The sequence below is a fragment of the Arthrobacter sp. TJ-170 genome (genome assembly GCF_058269305.1).
Map to the genome: position 1 here is coordinate 741,800 of NZ_JBZCNL010000001.1, position 17,617 is coordinate 759,416.

A 17,617-nucleotide genomic window follows, 5' to 3' on the forward strand; every position below is an offset into this window, starting at 1 on the left:
GAGTGTCGATTTTGCTGTTCATAGCCGGGGTGCTCTTTGTCGCCGTCGGTATCGCGGCGTCCATTGCGCTGCACGAAGTGGGTCACCTGGTACCCGCGAAGCTCTTCAGGGTCCGGGTAACGAAGTACATGATCGGGTTCGGCCCCACCATCTTCTCCAGGCGCAGAGGCGAGACCGAGTACGGCGTGAAGGCGCTCCCGCTGGGCGGGTACGTCTCCATGATCGGCATGTTCCCGCCTGCAAAAGCGGCCGACGGCGGTGCTCCCGTCCGCCAGTCCAGCACCGGTATGTTCCAGCAGCTGGCAGCAGATGCGCGCCAGGTGGCCGCGGAACAGCTTCAGCCCGGGGACGACAACCGCGTCTTCTACAAGCTGCCCATCTGGAAGCGGATCGTCATCATGCTCGGCGGGCCGCTGATGAACCTGCTGATCGGCATTATCATGTTCGCAATCCTCATCATGGGGTTCGGATCTGCGCAGCCCACCACCACCGTCTCTGAGGTGTATAAGTGTGTTGTCCCTGCTGCCCAGCAGCAGGAGACTGGGCAGACTGCCTGCGGGCCGGCAGACCCAGCCGCTCCCGCATTCGAGGCCGGCCTGCAGCCGGGGGACCGGATTGTGGCTTTCGACGGGCGTCAAGTGACCGGTTGGACCGGTCTATCCTCCTGGATTCGTGACGCGGCCGGGCAGGAAGTGCCGATCACCTACGTCCGGAATGGTGAAACGATCAATGCAACGATCGAGCCGTTGCTGACAGAGCGTCCGGTGCCCGACGTCGACGGCAGGGCCAAGCTGAACGCTGACGGCACTCCCATGATGCAGGACGTCGGTTTTATCGGGGTAGGGTCCCGGCAGGAACTGGTGCCGCAGCCGGCATCGGAGGTCATGCCCGCCGTGGGTGAGAGCCTGGTGCGTGTGACCGGCGTCGTGCTCAATCTGCCGCAACGGGTGGCGCAGGTTGCCGAAGCGGCGTTCTCGGATGCGCCGCGCGATCCGGAGGGCCCCATCAGCGTGGTGGGTGTGGGCCGAATTGCCGGAGAAGTCTCTGCGATGGAGGAGATTCCGCTGGAAGCGCGCGCGGCTACCCTCGTGGGTCTTGTCGGCGGAGTCAACCTCGCGCTGTTCGTCTTCAACCTGATCCCGCTGCTGCCCCTCGACGGCGGCCATGTTGCCGGTGCGCTCTGGGAGGGACTGCGTCGGGGCGTGGCGAAGCTCTTCAAGCGGCCGGATCCAGGACCGTTCGATATGGCCAAACTGCTTCCCGTGACCTACGCAGTCGCAATCCTGCTGATGGGCATGGGTGCTCTCCTGATTTACGCGGACATCGTGAAGCCGGTTGATCTCTTCGGATGAGGTTGAATACCGCATTTCACCCTAAAAAGATTGAATTTGGTAAATCAACCGCTTAGGGTTGAGACATGTACGTCCTGACGATCGATCAGCGCAACAGCACCAACGAGTCCGACAGGGTGCCTGACCTGCTACGCCAACTGGATGGGGTTCCCACCGCGATCCCGTTCGAGCGATCGGTCGGCGATGAGATTCAGGGCGTGCTGACCTCACCCGAAGACGTCATCGAAGTCACGCTGCGTTGCCTGCGTGACGGTGGCTGGTACGTCGGAATAGGCGTCGGAATTGTAGAGCTTCCGCTCCCCGCGACTCCCCGCGAGGGAAGGGGAAGCGCATTCGTGGAGGCGAGGGCCGCCGTCGAGCGCGCCAAGAAGACCGGCGATCGCGCTCCTGTCGCCGTGGAGGGCCCGCACGGTGCTGCTGAGGCCGAAGGCGTGCTTTCGCTGATCGGACGCTTTGTTCTGCATCGGTCGGATGCGGAGTGGCGGATCCTGGATCTCCTCGAGCCGCAGCAAAGGGGGAGTCAGTCGGCGGTCGCGCGGGCGTTGGACATCAGTCCGCAGGCCGTGAGCAAGGCGGTATTCCGATCGGGCTGGACCGAAGAGTGGGCCGCGCGTCCGGCAGCCGCAGTACTGTTGCAGCTGGCGGAGGGAAATGTTGAGCAGGCCGCAGATGGGGGAAGAGAATAATGGACTTTTTGTGGGGCTCCATAGCGCTGCTCGTTGCAGGAATTCTTGGTGGGCCCCTCACGCTCGCCGTCCTTCGCCTGGCACGCGCAGTGGAGGAGCAGAAGGAACTCCCCGCTCCGACCGGCCATGATCGGCAGGAACCGGGAACAGAGGCAGCGCTAAGTGAGGCGGCTCCCGACGTACCAGGCGTTCTGCGCGGAGGACTTGTAATCGGCATCCTTGAGCGGACTGCTGTAGCGCTGGCCATTCTCCTGAACGAGCCCGTTGCCATTGCATATGTCGTGGCGATCAAGGGTCTCGGACGTTACGCGGAGCTCAAGGAAACGCCCGCGGCCGCCGAGCGGTTCATCATTGGAACGCTGACGTCTCTCCTCTGGGCCTGCACTGTCGCGGGCCTCACAGCTGTCTACCTGCTCTGATCACGTAGGGTGGATGCATGAGTGTTTTCGCAGTGGAGTACGTGTATGGGGCCGAGTCCGAAGCCCGCCGGGATGAATACCGCCCGGCGCACAGGGAATGGCTGAACCAGCTGGTCGGCAGGGGAAACGTGCTCGCGTCGGGGCCCTTCGCGGACAATGCGGGAGCGCTGCTGCTTTTTGTTGCTGATAGCGAAGCTGAGTTGAATGACCTCCTGAAGCAGGACCCTTTCGCCGCTGCAGGCGTTATATCAGCAGTCAAGACAACACAGTGGAATCCCGTCGTCGGGGTCCTCGCCGAGCACGCGAATCGTTAGCCGGTCCACAGTGATCAGTAACCCGTCCCTCGACACCTAGCCCAAGAACCTATCCCTGGAGGATGCTTTGACCTCGGTCAACCTCGGAATGCCCGCCGCTCCGCCACCCACACTGGCACCGCGGCGCAAGACCCGCCAGATCAAGGTGGGTTCCGTGGGCGTCGGCTCAGACTCGCCGATCAGCGTGCAGTCCATGACCACAACTCCCACCACGGACATCAACGCCACCCTTCAGCAGATCGCCGAACTCACCGCTTCCGGGTGTGACATCGTGCGCGTTGCATGCCCCTCAGCGGACGACGCCGAGGCCTTGCCGATCATCGCCCGGAAGTCGCAGATCCCGGTAATCGCAGATATCCATTTCCAGCCGAAGTACGTGTTCGCAGCGATCGACGCCGGATGTGCAGCGGTTCGGGTGAATCCAGGCAACATCCGGAAGTTCGATGACCAGGTCAAGGAGATTGCCGCCGCGGCGAAGGCCGCCGGCACATCGATCCGGATCGGTGTCAACGCCGGGTCCCTTGACCCGCGCCTGATGGAGAAGTACGGCAAGGCAACTCCCGAAGCGCTCGTTGAATCGGCTGTCTGGGAAGCGTCCCTGTTTGAGGAACACGATTTCCACGACTTCAAGATCTCGGTCAAGCACAATGACCCCGTGATCATGGTGCGGGCGTACGAGCTGCTGGCCGAGCGCGGTGACTGGCCCCTGCATCTCGGCGTGACGGAAGCGGGGCCCGCCTTCCAGGGCACCATCAAATCCGCTACCGCCTTCGGGGCACTGCTCTCCAAGGGAATCGGAGACACCATCCGGGTTTCGCTGTCAGCGCCTCCCGTCGAGGAGATCAAGGTCGGAAATCAGATCCTGCAGTCGCTGAACCTGCGTCCGCGCAAGCTGGAAATTGTGTCCTGTCCCTCCTGTGGCCGTGCCCAGGTGGACGTGTACACCCTGGCGGACCAGGTGACAGCAGGGCTTGAGGGCATGGAGATTCCTCTCCGGGTCGCGGTGATGGGTTGCGTAGTGAACGGCCCTGGTGAGGCCCGTGAAGCTGACCTCGGCGTGGCCTCCGGGAATGGGAAGGGCCAGATATTTGTCAAGGGAGAGGTCATCAAGACTGTTCCTGAGGACCAGATTGTTGAGACACTCATTGAGGAAGCAATGAGGATTGCAGAAGAGATGGGCGAGACCGATGGCGAAACTGCTGGCTCGGGTGGCCCCGTGGTTACCGTCCGGTAGACAGTCGCCAGACGGAGTTGCGTTTCGGACCCTTGCCGGGAAAGACACCTCGCACCTCTGGGAACTGGTGAATTCGGACAGCACGGCCAACGTGTTCATGGCCGCGCATCTGGAGGCAGCCGGTACGGCGGCGCCGTCGTCGTCCGGGGGCGAGGTGATCGGCGCATTCTACGGTTCACGCATGGTTTCGGCGTGTTGGACCGGGGTCAATCTGGTGCCGGTCGGTATGGCCGGAGAAGACGCCGCCGCATTGGGAACCCTACTCGGCGAGAGCGGGCGACGTTTCTCCTCCATCTTCGGTCCCGCAGCGAGTGTGATGGGCCTTTGGTCCACCCTGAGCTCATACAGTCCCGAGCCCTTCGACGTTCGTGCCCAACAGCCCCTGCTCGAGATCCGGGAGCCGTCCCCGGTTCCTCCGTCGACTACGCTGCGGCACACGGAATCAGATGAGCTGGAGAAGATTCTGCCCGCATGCGCGGCCATGTTCGAGGAGGAAGTTGGCTACTCGCCCTACGTCGGCGGCGAGGAGCACTACCGGCGGCGCGTGGCCAGCCTGGTTCGCCGGCGGCACTCTCTCGTGGATTTCGACGACGACGGCCAGGTGATCTTCAAGGCGGAACTTGGAACGGTCTCGGCGAGCACCGCGCAGATCCAGGGTGTCTGGGTCAATCCCGCTTATCGCGGGCAGGGCCTTAGCGCGGCCTACATGTCAGCTGTCGTGGACGAAGCTCTCAAGCTCGCTCCGGCAGCAAGTCTCTACGTGAACTCGTTTAACACACGGGCCCTGGCCCTGTACAAAACCGTTGGGTTCAGGCAGGCGGGTGAGTTCGCCACTGTGCTTTTCTGATCCGACCAACGCATGCATCGTCCCTACGTCCGGAAGGCCCACCATGAGGAGCGTCCCCCGCCTTGTCAGCGGATTCGCTGTTGTCATGGCGCTGGCCGGTTGCAACCCGGAATCAGTGAAGGAACAGTTGCCGGGACAGCCCCCGGCAACAACGGCGGAAGCGAGCCCCTCCAGCACAGTGGAGCCCGCCCCGGGGGAATCGCATCCGGTGGGGGACGGCTCCCAGCTCAGCGCCGGACAGCTCGAGGCCGTGCTCGTTGCAGTCGACGAAGCCGAGCCGCTCAACGCGCAGGTCATTCCGGACGACGAGCTTCGCGCACTGGAGGAAGACGAGGGCGCCCGCCGGGCGGAGGACATTGCTGTGACTCCCGAGGAATGCAACGTCTACGCCGAACCCAGCCCGGAACCGCTTTCAGCTGACGCCAGCCGCGCCGCCATGACGTTTGCGGGGGAGTCCTCGCTTCAGCCGGACACCGTCAGCCTCTCGAGCCTCCCCTCGGAGGACGCGGCCATTGCCCAGATGCAGGCCAGCCGGAGTCAGCTGAACGTGTGTTCCGAGTTCACCATGGAGATCTCGAACCAGGAGATTATGACCACCGTCGTGGAGGTGGAAGTTGATACCTCCGCGGACGAGGATCTTGCCCTGCGCACAACCGTCCAGGTCCCCGGAACCGTCCAGCAGTCCATGACGGTGAGGTCCGTGGTGGACAGCACGGTGATCGACGTGCTGGTGGGGAGTTCGAGCGATTCGGAAGCCGATATTGCCCGGGCCGAACGGCTGACGGATCTGGTTGTGGCGGAGCTTCGCCTGCTTTGAGCGCGCGTGTCACTGACTACCCGCCGGACCGGTTAGATTGGTAGGTATTGTTTGCTGCCGCCATATTTTCTTCATTCGCGGCAGAAAGTGCCAAAGAAACGGATTCCAAGCGTGGTCCTTCGACTCTCCACTCTTTTCCTGCGCACGCTGCGCGAAGATCCTGCCGAAGCTGAGGTGGCGAGCCACCGTCTGCTGCTGCGTGCCGGGTATATCCGCCGTGCCGCTCCCGGTATCTACAGCTGGCTGCCGCTGGGCCTGAAAGTCCTCGCCAGGGTGGAGGCAATCATCCGCGAGGAAATGGACGCCATCGGGGCGCAGGAGGTCCACTTCCCGGCACTCCTGCCCAAGGAACCGTATGAGGCCACCAACCGCTGGACCGAGTACGGCGAGGGCATCTTCCGTCTGAAGGACCGGAAGGAAGCGGACTACCTCCTGGCGCCGACGCACGAGGAAGTGTTCACCCTGCTGGTCAAGGACCTCTACAACTCCTACAAGGACCTTCCACTCAGCCTCTACCAGATCCAGACCAAGTACCGCGATGAAGCGCGTCCCCGGGCCGGTCTTCTGCGCGGCCGAGAGTTCATCATGAAGGACTCCTACTCTTTCGACGTCGATGATGCAGGCCTTGAGCGCAGTTACGAACTGCACCGCGAAGCGTACCTGCGCATCTTCGACCGTCTCGGGCTCGAAGTGGTTCCGGTTGCCGCTACTGCAGGCGCCATGGGCGGTTCCAGGAGCGAGGAGTTTCTGCACCCCTCCGGGATCGGCGAGGACACCTTCGTCGTGTCCGACGGCGGTTACGCGGCCAACGTTGAAGCCGTCACCACTGTGGTGCCTCCTGAGCTGGACTACAGCGATGCCCCGGCCGCCGAGGTACGGGACACACCGGACACCCCCACCATCGAAACGCTTGTCGACCACGCGAACGCTGCCGTGCCGCGTGAGGATCGTCCATGGACTGCTGCCGACACCCTCAAGAACGTGGTGCTGGCCGCAGTTTTGCCCTCAGGTGAGCGCGAACTCGTGGTGGTCGGTGTGCCGGGCGACCGGAACGTGGACCTGAAGCGGATTGAAGCGAACATCGGCGTCCACGTGTCAGTCGGCGGTGAGGTGACGGTCGAGGCCGCCACCGACGATGACCTGAAGAAGCATCCGGGGCTCGTGAAGGGCTACATCGGGCCGGGGCTCAGCCTCGACGCGGCCGTGCTTGGCTCCGCGAGCTCCACCGGGCTGACGTTCCTCGTAGATCCGCGCGTTGTCCCGGGCACTCCCTGGGTGACCGGCGCGAACGTTACCGGGCAGCACGTCTTCGGGCTCGTTGCCGGCCGGGACTTCAGCTGGGACGGGGTAATCGAATCTGTGGAAGTCCGCGAGGGCGACGAAGCACCGGACGGCTCCGGTACGCTGCGTACCCAGCGCGGCATCGAGATGGGCCACATCTTCCAGCTCGGGCGGAAGTACGCCGAGTCACTGCACCTGAAGGTCCTGGATCAGAACGGCAAACTGACTACCGTCACAATGGGCTCCTACGGCATCGGGGTCACGCGGGCAGTGGCTGCCCTGGTGGAGTCCAACCGGGATGACAGGGGCATCATCTGGCCGCGTAACGTCGCTCCGGCTGACATCCATCTGGTTGCAACCGGCAAGGGTGACGAAATTTTTGCTGCAGCCGAACAGCTCGCGGGTGAGCTTGAGGGCAAGGGCCTGAGCGTCATGTACGACGACCGGCAGAAGGTCTCACCGGGAGTGAAATTCGGGGATGCCGAACTGATCGGCATTCCAACGATCGTGGTAGTCGGGCGCGGGCTGGCGGACGGCCTCGTTGAGGTCAAGGACCGGCGCTCCGGAACGAGCGAGAACGTGGCAGTGGCCGACGTCGTCGAGCGCCTGCATACGCTTATCAGCGCCTAGGGCGCGGGGGATGGTATCTGGGCTGGAGGAGATCCAGCTCTCTACTATCGTGCTCGTCGTGGTGGCTGGATTCGCCGCCGGCTGGGTTGACGCCGTGGTCGGCGGTGGAGGGCTTATCCAGTTGCCCGCGCTGCTGATGGTGCCGGGGATAACGCCGGTGCAGGCACTGGCGACCAACAAAATGGGCTCCATCTTCGGCACCACAACGAGCGCGATTACCTACTTCAGGCGTGCACGGCCGGATCTGCGAACGGCATTGCCGATGGCTTTGATCGCGCTTGCAGGCAGTTTCGGTGGCGCTGTTCTCGCGGCCTCCCTGCCTGCTTCGGTTTTCAAGCCGATCATCGTCGCGGCTCTCGTCGCCGTCGCGGTCTTCACGGCCTTCCGGCCTACCGTCGGTACGCTCACCAAGCTCCGGTTCACCGGTCACCGACACTATGGAACAGCCGGTGCAATCGGGCTGGTCATCGGGTTCTATGACGGGTTGATCGGCCCGGGGACAGGTTCGTTCCTGATCATCGCGATGGTTACGATGCTCGGATACAGCTTCCTTGGGGCCAGCGCCAAGGCGAAGATCGTGAACATAGCCACCAACTTCGGAGCCCTGACCTTCTTCCTTCCCAACGGCTCACTGCTTTGGGGTCTCGGTCTCCTCCTCGGCGGTGCCAACATGGTGGGCGGCTACATCGGATCCCGGATGGCGATCACCCAGGGCAGCACGTTCATTCGCTGGGTATTCCTGGTGGTCGTCGCTGCCCTCATCCTGAAGCTCGGCTACGACGTATGGGTGGAGAATATCCGCTGACGCAGGCGGTTGTCAGAGGCCGGCGAGCTCGGCGGGCAACGGTGCGTTCGTAAGCGGTTTGCGCAACAGGTTGCTCGCCACCCAGAGCGAGCGCGCGGCGTCGTCGGTTACGCCGTCCTGCAGGTGCCACAGCGCGTTGTCCACTTCGCGAACCACCGCCCAGTCCCGGGCCAGCATCGGGTCCAGTCCTCCCGCCAGCGCAAGGTCGGTACAGCGGTCCCGCAGATGGGCGGCCGGATCTGCGGGCGACAGCTCGGCGATCCGGTTCCAAAGCATCGGAGCGACGGCGAATTCCGCATCCCCAAGCACAGGTTTGGGATCGATAGCGAGGAACTGCCGGGGGTGTTCAAGGACCGGCAGGATGTTCAGGTAATGCAGGTCGGAATGGACCAGCACATCGTGGTCACGGCGTCGTCCCACGGCGCCGTGCAGTTGGCACACCTCAAGCGCGTACTCAAGCAGCCAGCGGTCGAAGGGGCGCCCGAGGGTCTCCCACTCAAGCGGCAGCGTGTCAGTCCACTGCTCGGCCTGGTCGGCAACCGAAGGAATGGAAAGCCAGCGCGGATCGGATCCGGCAGGGCCGTTGGGCACGATCGACAATCGGCGCAGGAGCGATCCCCAGATCGCGGTGGTTTCCGGCAACGGCAGTTCCGCCAACGAGGAATCGCCGTCCAGCCGTTCGAGCAGCAGGACGAAGTCCTCCTTTGCACTTTCAAGGAGTTCGACGGCGCCGTTTCCGTCCCATAGGGCAAGCGCGTCCGGCTCCGGGACGGCCTCCGGATCCGGGGCGGTGATCTTCAGTGCGGCGGGGCGGCCGTCGGCGCAGGCGACGGGCAGTACGACGGCGCAGTGCCCGCTCCAAGGCTCAACGCCCGCTTCAAGCTCGAGAACCAGGTCCCATTCCTCGAGGTAACGGTTTGTGACGTCGGCCCAGCTGTCCAGCCACGCCCGGCCCCGTGGCAGGCTGAGCACCCTGCGGACCAGGGTTCCAGGCAGCTCGATATTGCGTGCATCCACGGATTAAGACTAACTTCCCGGCTCCGGTGAAGGCGGGTATTCGCTCGGGTCGATCCCGGGGAATGCCCCCAGATCACGCGGTGTAGCGCTTCCGGTCACGGTCAGGCGCTCTGCCGTCTCGGCCAGTTGCCGCAGTGCCCAGTCCCGTACCGGTCCCGGTGCGCTGACGCCCACGAGATCAGTGTAGGTACCCACCAGTTCGTGCTCGAGTTCCGGCAGGGCGGTGTCCGGGTCCGACAAAAAGGCGTCCTCCAGCGCATAGGCCGGCGCCGGAAGCGGCTCGGCAACACAGTGCTGCCTCAGGATCGACGACCCCACGGCCGCTGCAGCATCGTGCTGGGCCATTAAAACCAGAAGCGGTTCCGGCTCCGCGGCACGCGCTGCAACCACCTGGTACGCGTAGGACGCGCGCTGTTCTGCCAGTACGGCCGTACGCACACCGTCCAGTCCGGGTTCTGCCTCCAACGTGGCTTCCGCCGGGCATTCGGCGGAGGCGTGGTCGTCGTTCCGGACCTCCGGAACAGGAAGCACAGGCGTAGTTGCGTTCAGGCGCTGGGCCAGCACACGGCTCTGCAGCCACTGAGCCGTGGCCGCCGAGGCAAGCACGCGGGCCGGCCCAGCGTCAACGGTCGCAGCCGCCAAGAATCCCTGCGTGTAGGAGTCTGTGAGATCAGCGAGGAAGACCGTTGGCGACGGTGTTGCGGGCGCTGTTGAAGGAGAAGGTCCCGCCGGCCCTTCAGCGGGGGACAGGACGGGCGAAGGTGATGACGCGGCGCTCCCTGCAGGACTCAACGCCGAAGCATGGAGTTGGAGCATTTCCCCAAGGGCGGCATAGCCTGCTGCATCCGCGGAAGATGCCGACTTTTCGAGGGATGACGCAGTGACTGCAAGAGTCCGGGCTGCCGCGGAGCCGTCGCTGAGGGCGAGTTCAGTAGCGCTGAGTTCGGGTTCTGAGGCGCCCTTGCCGATGACGAGGCCAATGGACGCCACGAGCAAAAGGACAAGCAGGAGCACGCCCCTCCGGAGGATGCGCAAAACTGCTCCACCGAAGCCGCTGTCGGCAGCGCCCGAACGGTCCTTCGATTGCGTCACAACCGATCATCATGCCATGTGGACGAGGTTTCGTGCGCCATTCACCGAGCTGTCATAAAGTCGTTACGCTAGTAGCTACAACATCATCGAGCGGAGACGGCAATGGCGGATCGGTCCGGCAAGCAGAACACCCCGGCACACCACCGAAATGCGGCTTCCGCGCACCTCGACGCAGCAGCGGAAGCCGAGAGGCTCCGGGAATTCCTGCGTCCCACCGTGGAACAGCACAATCTCCTGCTCGAAGACGTGGACGTTCGCATCGTCGGGAGTCACCGGACGCTGCACGTGGTTGTCGACCTGCCGGACGACGGCGCGGAGGGCTTGAGCCTTGACACCATTTCCGAGGTATCCCAGAGCGTCTCGAATGCCCTTGACAACGATCCGGGGGACGACGGCCGCCCCTACAACCTTGAGGTTTCCTCGCCCGGTGTGTCCCGGCCTCTGACACAGCCCCGCCACTGGCGGAGGAATGTCGGCAGGCTGGTCGCCGTGAAGCTGGTCGACGGCGAGGACCTCGAGGGCAGGTTGACGGATGCCCAGGAATCCTCCATCACCCTGAGGCCGATGATGGCGGTCAAGAAGGGCACCAAACCGAAGTTCGGGGAAGACCGCGAAATCCCCTACGGCAAGATTCGCAAGGGTACGGTCCAGGTTGAATTTTCCCACGCTGATGCCGAGGAACCCGGCGGCGACAATGACTGATCACGACCGCTGGCTGCTGAGGAGGCCCCAATGGATATAGATATGAGCGCTCTGCGGCTACTGGAGCGGGAGCGGGAGATACCCCTTGACCTGCTGATCCCCACGATCGAGCAGGCACTTTTGGTTGCCTACCATAAGACCGCAGGTGCACAGGAGACAGCCCGTGCACAGTTGGACCGGCGGACGGGTCACGTCACCATCTGGGCCACCGAAGTGGACGACGACGGCGTAGCGGTAGGGGAGTACGACGACACGCCGACAGGGTTCGGCAGGATCGCGGCGAGTACTGCACGCCAGATTATCCTGCAGCGCCTGCGGGATGCCGAGGACGACAACATTCTCGGAGAGTTCCGCGGCAAGGAAGGCGAACTGGTAGCCGGCCTCATCCAGCAGGGCAACAACCCCCACATGATCCAGGTGAACCTCGGTTCAGTCGAAGCACTGCTTCCGCCTCCCGAGCAGGTTCCCGGTGAGAAGTACCTCCATGGAACCCGCCTGAGGGCGTTCGTGGTGGACGTGCACCGCGGGATGAAGGGCCCGTCGATCACGGTGTCGCGGTCGCACCCCGGTCTTGTACGCAAGCTCTTTGAGCTTGAAGTCCCCGAAATTGCGGACAAGAGCGTGGAAATCGTCGCCCTCGCCCGGGAAGCCGGCCATCGCACCAAAATCGCGGTAAAGGCGCATGTGCCCGGAGTGAACGCAAAGGGAGCGTGCATCGGCGAAATGGGTTCGCGCGTGCGCGCAGTGATGAACGAGCTTAACGACGAAAAGATCGACATCGTCGATTACAGCGATGATCCAGCGACATTCATCGCGAGTTCGCTCTCGCCGTCGCGGGTGTCCTCGGTGACCATCACCGACGAGAAAACTCGCAGCGCCCGCGTGGTTGTGCCGGACTACCAATTGTCACTCGCCATCGGCAAGGAAGGCCAGAACGCGCGGCTCGCCGCGAAGTTGACCGGGTGGCGGATCGATATCGCTTCCGACGCCGCCGGCGCCTGAAGTAACGAGGTTCTGCCTCAGTAATCCGCCGATGCGTCATATCGACGCCCATGGCGCTAGAATGGATAGGGCTTATGTCGTTACGCCACCAACCGGTACGAACCTGCATCGGTTGCCGAGAGCGTGAAGACCAAGTCAATCTGGTTCGATGGTCAGCGGTCAACCGCGGCGGCTTCAACGTCGCTGAGGTCGATCACCGCCGTCGGCTGGAGGGCAGGGGTGCCTGGTTGCACCCCCGGCCGTCCTGTGTGGAGCTTGCGCTCAAACGCAAAGCGTTCAACCGCGCCTTTCGGGGCGTAGTAGATACGCGAAGCGTTGAAGACTGGCTACGCACACTCCGGGGTGTCTCCTGATGGAGATTCCCTGCATGTACACCGTCCTCCCTGAAAGCGGGTCAGAAAACTGATGGAAACCCGATGAGTACCCAGCGATGAGTGCCCAACGATGAACAATCTGTTGAGCTCTGCAATCGGCGCGTCAGCTGCTTTGTCAGCTGGGGTCTGCAGTAGGAATTAGACGGTTCGCTCCTGACTCGGTGCGGACCGAGACAGGAGAAATGTGGCCAAGGTCCGCGTACACGAGCTCGCAAAAGAGCTCGGAATTACCTCGAAGGATGCAGTAGCAAAGCTGCAGGAACTGGGCGAATTCGTCCGGTCGGCATCTTCGACCATTGAAGCGCCCGTCGTGAAGAAACTTCGCGGTGCTTTCCCCGATGCCCCCGCGGCATCAAAGGCACCGGCATCAGCACCGGCGCCGGCGCGTGGGTCCCAGCCCGCGCCCAAGGCAGCAACGCCGCGTCCAGCGCCCGCAGCACCGTCGCCGGCACCCGCGCCGACTCCGGAAAAGCCGGCAGCACCGGCCCCCGAAGCTCCCCGCGAGCAGGCACCGGCAGCCCCTGCCTTCAAGGCGCCTGAAGCACCCAAGGCCGAGACAGAGGCACCTGCCGCTCCCGAATCAGGTCCCAGCAGCGACTCCGGCACTGACCGCAAGCCGGGCCCGAAGCCGGCAGCCGCACGGCCTACCTCGGCGCGTCCCGGAGCGGCTCGCCCCGGCGACCGTACAGGCAGCCCCCGTCCCGGCAACAACCCCTTCGCAACATCCCAGGGGATGCCCCGGTCCGGCCGAGGCGACGGCGACCGTTCCGGTGGTCCGCGTCCGGGCAACAACCCGTTTGCAACGTCCCAGGGCATGCCCCGGCCGGGTGGACGCCGCGATGATGATCGCAGCCCCCGACCTGCAGCAGGCGCGGGTGGTCCCCGTCCCGCCGCCGGTGCGGGCGGTCCCCGTCCCGCCGCCGGTGCAGGCGGCGCCCGTCCCGGCGCGCCTCGTCCGGGCGCACCCCGCCCCGGGGGTGCCGGTGGTGCCCGGCCGACGCCTGGAATGATGCCGAACCGGACCGAGCGCCCAGCTGCGCCCGGTCGTGGTGGAGCGGCTGGCGCAGGACCCCGCCGTGGCCCCGGGGGAGCTCCCGGTGCTGGTACTGGTGGTGGAGCCCCTGCCGGCGGCGGTTTCGGCAAGGGCGGCCGCGGTCGCGGCGGCACCGCCGGTGCTTTCGGCAAGGGTGGAGCCGGTCGCGGCAAGCAGCGCAAGTCGAAGCGGGCGAAGCGGCAAGAGCTCGAGCAGATGTCAGCCCCGTCGCTGGGCGGCGTCAGCGTTCCCCGCGGTGACGGCAATACTGTCGTCCGGTTGCGTCGTGGTTCGTCGATCACGGACTTCGCCGACAAGATCGAAGCCAACCCGGCCGCACTGGTCACGGTGCTGTTCCACCTCGGTGAGATGGCCACGGCAACGCAATCGCTGGACGAGGACACTTTCGAGGTGCTCGGTACCGAGCTCGGCTACAAGATCCAGGTCGTCTCGCCCGAGGACGAGGAGCGCGAGCTCCTCAGCAGCTTCGACATCGACTTCGATGCCGAGCTGGAAGCCGAAGGCGACGAGCAGCTTGAGGCACGTCCCCCGGTAGTCACCGTCATGGGTCACGTCGACCACGGTAAAACCCGCTTGCTGGATGCAATCCGCAAGTCGAACGTTGTAGCCGGTGAGCACGGCGGCATCACGCAGCACATCGGTGCATACCAGATCGACCACGAGCATGAGGGCGACAACCGTCCGATTACCTTCATCGATACCCCTGGTCACGAGGCATTCACAGCCATGCGTGCCCGCGGTGCGAAGGTCACGGACATCGCGGTGCTCGTTGTTGCTGCGGACGACGGCGTCATGCCACAGACCGTGGAGGCGTTGAACCACGCACAGGCGGCTAACGTGCCGATCGTCGTGGCCGTCAACAAGATGGACAAGGAAGGCGCGAACCCGGACAAAGTCAAGGGTCAGCTCACCGAGTACGGGCTGGTGCCCGAGGAGTACGGCGGCGACACCATGTTCGTCCACGTCTCCGCGCTCCAGGGCATGGGCATCGATGAGCTCCTCGAGGCTGTCCTGCTCACCGCTGATGCGGCGCTGGATATGCGGGCCAACCCGAACAAGGACGCCCGCGGTATCGCGATCGAGGCCAACCTTGACCGTGGACGCGGTGCCGTCGCGACGGTCCTCGTCCAGTCCGGAACGCTGAACGTCGGAGACACCATCGTCGCCGGCACGGCCCACGGCCGTGTCCGTGCGATGTTCGACGAGAACGGCGATGTCGTCACCAAGGCTGAACCCTCGCGCCCGGTGCAGGTACTGGGTCTTTCCAACGTGCCCCGTGCAGGCGATACGTTCTTCGTCACCGACGACGAGCGCACCGCCCGACAGATTGCCGAGAAGCGTGAAGCCGCAGACCGCAACGCGGCACTGGCGAAGCGCCGCAAGCGCATCAGCCTGGAAGACTTCGACCAGGCCGTCGCCGAGGGCAAGGTTGATACCCTCAACCTCATCCTCAAGGGTGACGTTTCCGGTGCGGTTGAAGCACTGGAGGACTCGCTGCTCAAGATCGACGTCGGAGAAGGCGTGCAGTTGCGCGTCATCCACCGCGGCGTCGGTGCAATCACGCAGAACGACGTCAACCTGGCAACGGTGGATAACGCGATCATTATCGGGTTCAATGTCAAGCCCGCTGAGCGCGTGGCGGACCTGGCCGAGCGTGAAGGCGTGGACATGCGCTTCTACTCGGTCATCTACGCCGCGATCGACGACATTGAGCTCGCCCTCAAGGGCATGCTCAAGCCGGAGTATGAGGAGGTGCAGCTCGGTACCGCAGAGGTCCGTGAGGTGTTCCGTTCCTCGAAGTTCGGCAACATTGCCGGTTCGATCGTCCGCTCGGGCATCATCCGACGCAACTCAAGGGCTCGTGTCCTGCGCGACGGCAAGGTCATCGGGGACAACCTCTCCGTGGAATCGCTCAAGCGCTTCAAGGACGACGCAACCGAAGTCCGCACCGACTTCGAGTGCGGTATCGGCCTCGGATCGTTCAATGACGTCAAGGAAGCCGACATCATTGAAACCTTCGAGATGCGCGAGAAGCCTCGGGTCTAGGGTTCGTATCGGGCGGGGCCGCTGCATGCAGCGGCCCCGCCTCCTGCCCATACCGACCGCGAGGCACATGCCGCAGTCGGCGTTATAGCTCCCACTGGGAGGAAGTAAGGAGAAGTCATGGCAGACGCCGCACGCGCTGCACGGTTGGCCCAGCGCATCAAGGTCATTGTCGCCGAAGCCCTCCGCCGTCGGGTAAAAGACCCCCGGCTGGAAGCGGTCACGGTCACTGATGCACGGGTCACCAATGACCTGCAGCACGCCACGATCTACTACACAGTGTTCGGCGAGTCCGAGGAGCAGGCGGCAGTGCACAAGGCGCTCGAGTCCGCGAAGGGTGTGCTCCGCTCCGAGGTGGGTCGAAACATCACCGCACGACTGACGCCCACGCTGGAATTCGTTCCGGACGAGATTCCCGTCAACGCGAACCACCTCGAAGAACTGCTTCGCACCGCTAAGGAACGCGATGCCGAGGTCGCTGAACTTGCAAGGAAGGCCGCTTTCGCCGGCGACGCGGATCCTTACCGCAAGCCCGGCGAGAACGACGAGGAGTAGAACCGGCCGTAGATCATACGGACGGAAAACAGGAGGGGCGGCTCGGTGGAATCCGAACCGCCCCTCCTGTTCGTCCTCGTACAGTCTCCTGCCAGCGGACGCTTAGTGCCCCGAGCGCATCAGTTTGATACTGATCACCTTGCCGGCAGGGGGTGCGTCCTGCGGTGAAAGTACATCGGTGGTGGCGTAGAGCCTGTTGCCTTTCTGCATCTCCACCTCAGCGGGCTGGTTGACTTCCAGCAGAGTGCTGGCAGTGGTTGATCCACGCGGAATGACCGAAATCCGGTTGGCAAACAATTCAGCGACGTAGATATTGCCCTTTCGGTCGAGTGCCAGACCCGTGGGCGAGACTAGCCCTGACGTAAGCAGGGTGGTCTCCCCGCTCCACTGATTGACAGTAAACACTGATCCCTGTGCTCCCAGGCTTGGATCCTCAGGTCCGCCGGGAAGCGACGTGACATAGAGCTTGCCCTTCCAACCGACCTCCATATCGGTGGGTACAGGTTCGAGGTAGTAGGTGGAGCCCACGGCGCATAGTGGAATTTCGAGCGCAGTGGCTATCGCCTCGGTTATCACCACCGGGATCGCCGGTAGGACGGCTACCGTTGAGATGTTGCCCCAATGGTCCACCCGGAAGATGGCGTTGGCTCCGGCGTCGGCTACCAGCACGTGGTCGTGGTACGCCACTGTGGCGTAGGGGTTGGAGTCGGGCCGGCCGGTGTAACTCGCTTGCGGACCCAGCACCGCCGTTTGCAGGTCCAGGCATGTCTGATCCAGGTCCCGGAAGCCGTAGCGCGTGTCTTTGTCTGGATTGGCAGTCCGCTCATAGGCGGCGATATCGGCAATGGTGCTGATATTCCCATGCCAGTCGATGGATTTCAGGAGGGACTCGTTGGCCGATGGGTCTCCTTGGCCGGCGCCCCTCGTCATCGTGTAGTAGGTGGTGCCATGGGAACGGGATACAGAGCCGGAGAAGTACCCCTCCGCAGAGTCAAGAGTCTCGGTAGTGCCGTCCCTGGCGATACGAGTGATGATGCCCGCGAAACTCTGCGCAACATCGATTGATTTGCCTCGGCCTGTGGCGAGGCGCAACGGTGACACCAACCCTTCAGCAACGGTTGTCACTTCTTTCACAGTTGGCGGGGACGGCTCATCACCGCCATGGGCCTGAGCGGGGGTAATTCCTGCCCCCAGTGTTATAACCACCGTGGTGGCGGCGGCAAGCAGTGATCTTTTCACTGTGATCTCCTCGACTTCGTAGAACCAGTACAAAGCGAGACCTTCTCCGACCCTGCGTCCAGTGCCTGCCCATAACCGGAAATGACGCCGTCAAGCGGCGCAGCGCCGAAGCCATTCAAAGATTAGACCCGATGGACAACCACGTAAATAGACA

The 17,617-nt window shown here is 63.7% G+C and carries 17 protein-coding genes; 14 read left to right on the top strand and 3 right to left on the bottom strand.

The window, feature by feature from the left end:
- Nucleotides 1-2 precede the first annotated feature (2 nt).
- From AC4D1W_RS03495 to AC4D1W_RS03535, 9 genes are all read left to right on the top strand, one after another.
- Nucleotides 3-1,352 (top strand): M50 family metallopeptidase, encoded by a 1,350-nt coding sequence (locus tag AC4D1W_RS03495; protein WP_490897829.1) that lies wholly within the window; start codon nucleotides 3-5, stop codon nucleotides 1,350-1,352.
- 65 nt (nucleotides 1,353-1,417) lie between these two features.
- Nucleotides 1,418-2,038 carry a MarR family transcriptional regulator gene (locus AC4D1W_RS03500; protein WP_490897830.1) on the top strand — a complete coding sequence of 207 codons (621 nt, stop codon included), beginning with the start codon at nucleotides 1,418-1,420 and terminating at the stop codon, nucleotides 2,036-2,038.
- Complete coding sequence (locus AC4D1W_RS03505) at nucleotides 2,038-2,457, top strand: hypothetical protein (protein WP_490897831.1); 420 nt, start codon at nucleotides 2,038-2,040, stop codon at nucleotides 2,455-2,457. The genes AC4D1W_RS03500 and AC4D1W_RS03505 overlap by 1 nt, the downstream gene beginning before the upstream one ends.
- Nucleotides 2,458-2,474: 17 nt before the next feature.
- On the top strand, nucleotides 2,475-2,771 hold the full coding sequence (locus AC4D1W_RS03510; RefSeq protein WP_490897832.1) for a YciI family protein: 297 nt from the start codon (nucleotides 2,475-2,477) through the stop codon (nucleotides 2,769-2,771).
- A 67-nt stretch (nucleotides 2,772-2,838) separates the two neighbouring features.
- Complete coding sequence (gene ispG / locus AC4D1W_RS03515) at nucleotides 2,839-4,005, top strand: flavodoxin-dependent (E)-4-hydroxy-3-methylbut-2-enyl-diphosphate synthase (protein ID WP_490890839.1); 1,167 nt, start codon at nucleotides 2,839-2,841, stop codon at nucleotides 4,003-4,005.
- A gap of 67 nt (nucleotides 4,006-4,072) precedes the next feature.
- Nucleotides 4,073-4,852 carry a GNAT family N-acetyltransferase gene (locus AC4D1W_RS03520; RefSeq protein ID WP_490897833.1) on the top strand — a complete coding sequence of 260 codons (780 nt, stop codon included), beginning with the start codon at nucleotides 4,073-4,075 and terminating at the stop codon, nucleotides 4,850-4,852.
- A gap of 43 nt (nucleotides 4,853-4,895) precedes the next feature.
- Nucleotides 4,896-5,669: a hypothetical protein gene (locus AC4D1W_RS03525; RefSeq protein ID WP_490897834.1), complete on the top strand. Its 774-nt coding sequence runs from the start codon at nucleotides 4,896-4,898 to the stop codon at nucleotides 5,667-5,669.
- A gap of 111 nt (nucleotides 5,670-5,780) precedes the next feature.
- Nucleotides 5,781-7,580 carry a proline--tRNA ligase gene (locus tag AC4D1W_RS03530; RefSeq protein ID WP_490897836.1) on the top strand — a complete coding sequence of 600 codons (1,800 nt, stop codon included), beginning with the start codon at nucleotides 5,781-5,783 and terminating at the stop codon, nucleotides 7,578-7,580.
- A gap of 10 nt (nucleotides 7,581-7,590) precedes the next feature.
- Entirely contained in the window at nucleotides 7,591-8,385 is a 795-nt protein-coding gene (locus AC4D1W_RS03535; protein ID WP_490897837.1) for a sulfite exporter TauE/SafE family protein, read from the top strand.
- A gap of 12 nt (nucleotides 8,386-8,397) precedes the next feature.
- Here the strand turns inward: AC4D1W_RS03535 and AC4D1W_RS03540 are convergent, their stop codons facing one another.
- Nucleotides 8,398-9,402, bottom strand: a complete 1,005-nt coding sequence (locus AC4D1W_RS03540) for an aminoglycoside phosphotransferase family protein (RefSeq protein WP_490897838.1) — start codon at nucleotides 9,400-9,402, stop codon at nucleotides 8,398-8,400.
- A gap of 9 nt (nucleotides 9,403-9,411) precedes the next feature.
- A complete protein-coding gene (locus AC4D1W_RS03545; protein ID WP_490897839.1) occupies nucleotides 9,412-10,494 on the bottom strand; it encodes a DUF4439 domain-containing protein in 1,083 nt (360 codons plus the stop codon).
- Nucleotides 10,495-10,596: 102 nt separating this feature from the next.
- On the opposite strand from AC4D1W_RS03545, the gene rimP reads away from it, so the two are divergent.
- The 5 genes from rimP (at nucleotide 10,597) to rbfA (ending at nucleotide 16,224) form a co-directional block, all read left to right on the top strand.
- Nucleotides 10,597-11,196, top strand: coding sequence for a ribosome maturation factor RimP (rimP, locus tag AC4D1W_RS03550; RefSeq protein WP_490890846.1), 600 nt, complete (start codon nucleotides 10,597-10,599; stop codon nucleotides 11,194-11,196).
- Nucleotides 11,197-11,226: 30 nt separating this feature from the next.
- Nucleotides 11,227-12,198, top strand: coding sequence for a transcription termination factor NusA (gene nusA / locus AC4D1W_RS03555; protein WP_490890847.1), 972 nt, complete (start codon nucleotides 11,227-11,229; stop codon nucleotides 12,196-12,198).
- Nucleotides 12,199-12,272: 74 nt separating this feature from the next.
- Nucleotides 12,273-12,551 carry a YlxR family protein gene (locus tag AC4D1W_RS03560; protein WP_490897840.1) on the top strand — a complete coding sequence of 93 codons (279 nt, stop codon included), beginning with the start codon at nucleotides 12,273-12,275 and terminating at the stop codon, nucleotides 12,549-12,551.
- Between the two features lie 205 nt (nucleotides 12,552-12,756).
- Nucleotides 12,757-15,672, top strand: coding sequence for a translation initiation factor IF-2 (infB, locus tag AC4D1W_RS03565; protein ID WP_490890849.1), 2,916 nt, complete (start codon nucleotides 12,757-12,759; stop codon nucleotides 15,670-15,672).
- Nucleotides 15,673-15,789: 117 nt separating this feature from the next.
- Nucleotides 15,790-16,224, top strand: coding sequence for a 30S ribosome-binding factor RbfA (gene rbfA, locus AC4D1W_RS03570; RefSeq protein WP_490890850.1), 435 nt, complete (start codon nucleotides 15,790-15,792; stop codon nucleotides 16,222-16,224).
- A 102-nt stretch (nucleotides 16,225-16,326) separates the two neighbouring features.
- Here the strand turns inward: rbfA and AC4D1W_RS03575 are convergent, their stop codons facing one another.
- The gene (locus tag AC4D1W_RS03575) at nucleotides 16,327-17,463 is read right to left on the bottom strand and encodes a ScyD/ScyE family protein (RefSeq protein WP_490897841.1); all 1,137 of its coding nucleotides are present in this window, start codon (nucleotides 17,461-17,463) and stop codon (nucleotides 16,327-16,329) included.
- Nucleotides 17,464-17,617 lie beyond the last annotated feature (154 nt).

Coding starts and splice junctions, on each gene's coding strand:
- AC4D1W_RS03525 (WP_490897834.1), top strand. CDS start 4,896: ATGAGGAGCGTCCCCCGCCTTGTCAGCGGATTCGCTGTTGTCATGGCG.
- AC4D1W_RS03505 (WP_490897831.1), top strand. CDS start 2,038: ATGGACTTTTTGTGGGGCTCCATAGCGCTGCTCGTTGCAGGAATTCTT.
- nusA (WP_490890847.1), top strand. CDS start 11,227: ATGGATATAGATATGAGCGCTCTGCGGCTACTGGAGCGGGAGCGGGAG.
- AC4D1W_RS03535 (WP_490897837.1), top strand. CDS start 7,591: ATGGTATCTGGGCTGGAGGAGATCCAGCTCTCTACTATCGTGCTCGTC.
- AC4D1W_RS03510 (WP_490897832.1), top strand. CDS start 2,475: ATGAGTGTTTTCGCAGTGGAGTACGTGTATGGGGCCGAGTCCGAAGCC.
- rbfA (WP_490890850.1), top strand. CDS start 15,790: ATGGCAGACGCCGCACGCGCTGCACGGTTGGCCCAGCGCATCAAGGTC.
- AC4D1W_RS03560 (WP_490897840.1), top strand. CDS start 12,273: ATGTCGTTACGCCACCAACCGGTACGAACCTGCATCGGTTGCCGAGAG.
- AC4D1W_RS03500 (WP_490897830.1), top strand. CDS start 1,418: ATGTACGTCCTGACGATCGATCAGCGCAACAGCACCAACGAGTCCGAC.
- rimP (WP_490890846.1), top strand. CDS start 10,597: ATGGCGGATCGGTCCGGCAAGCAGAACACCCCGGCACACCACCGAAAT.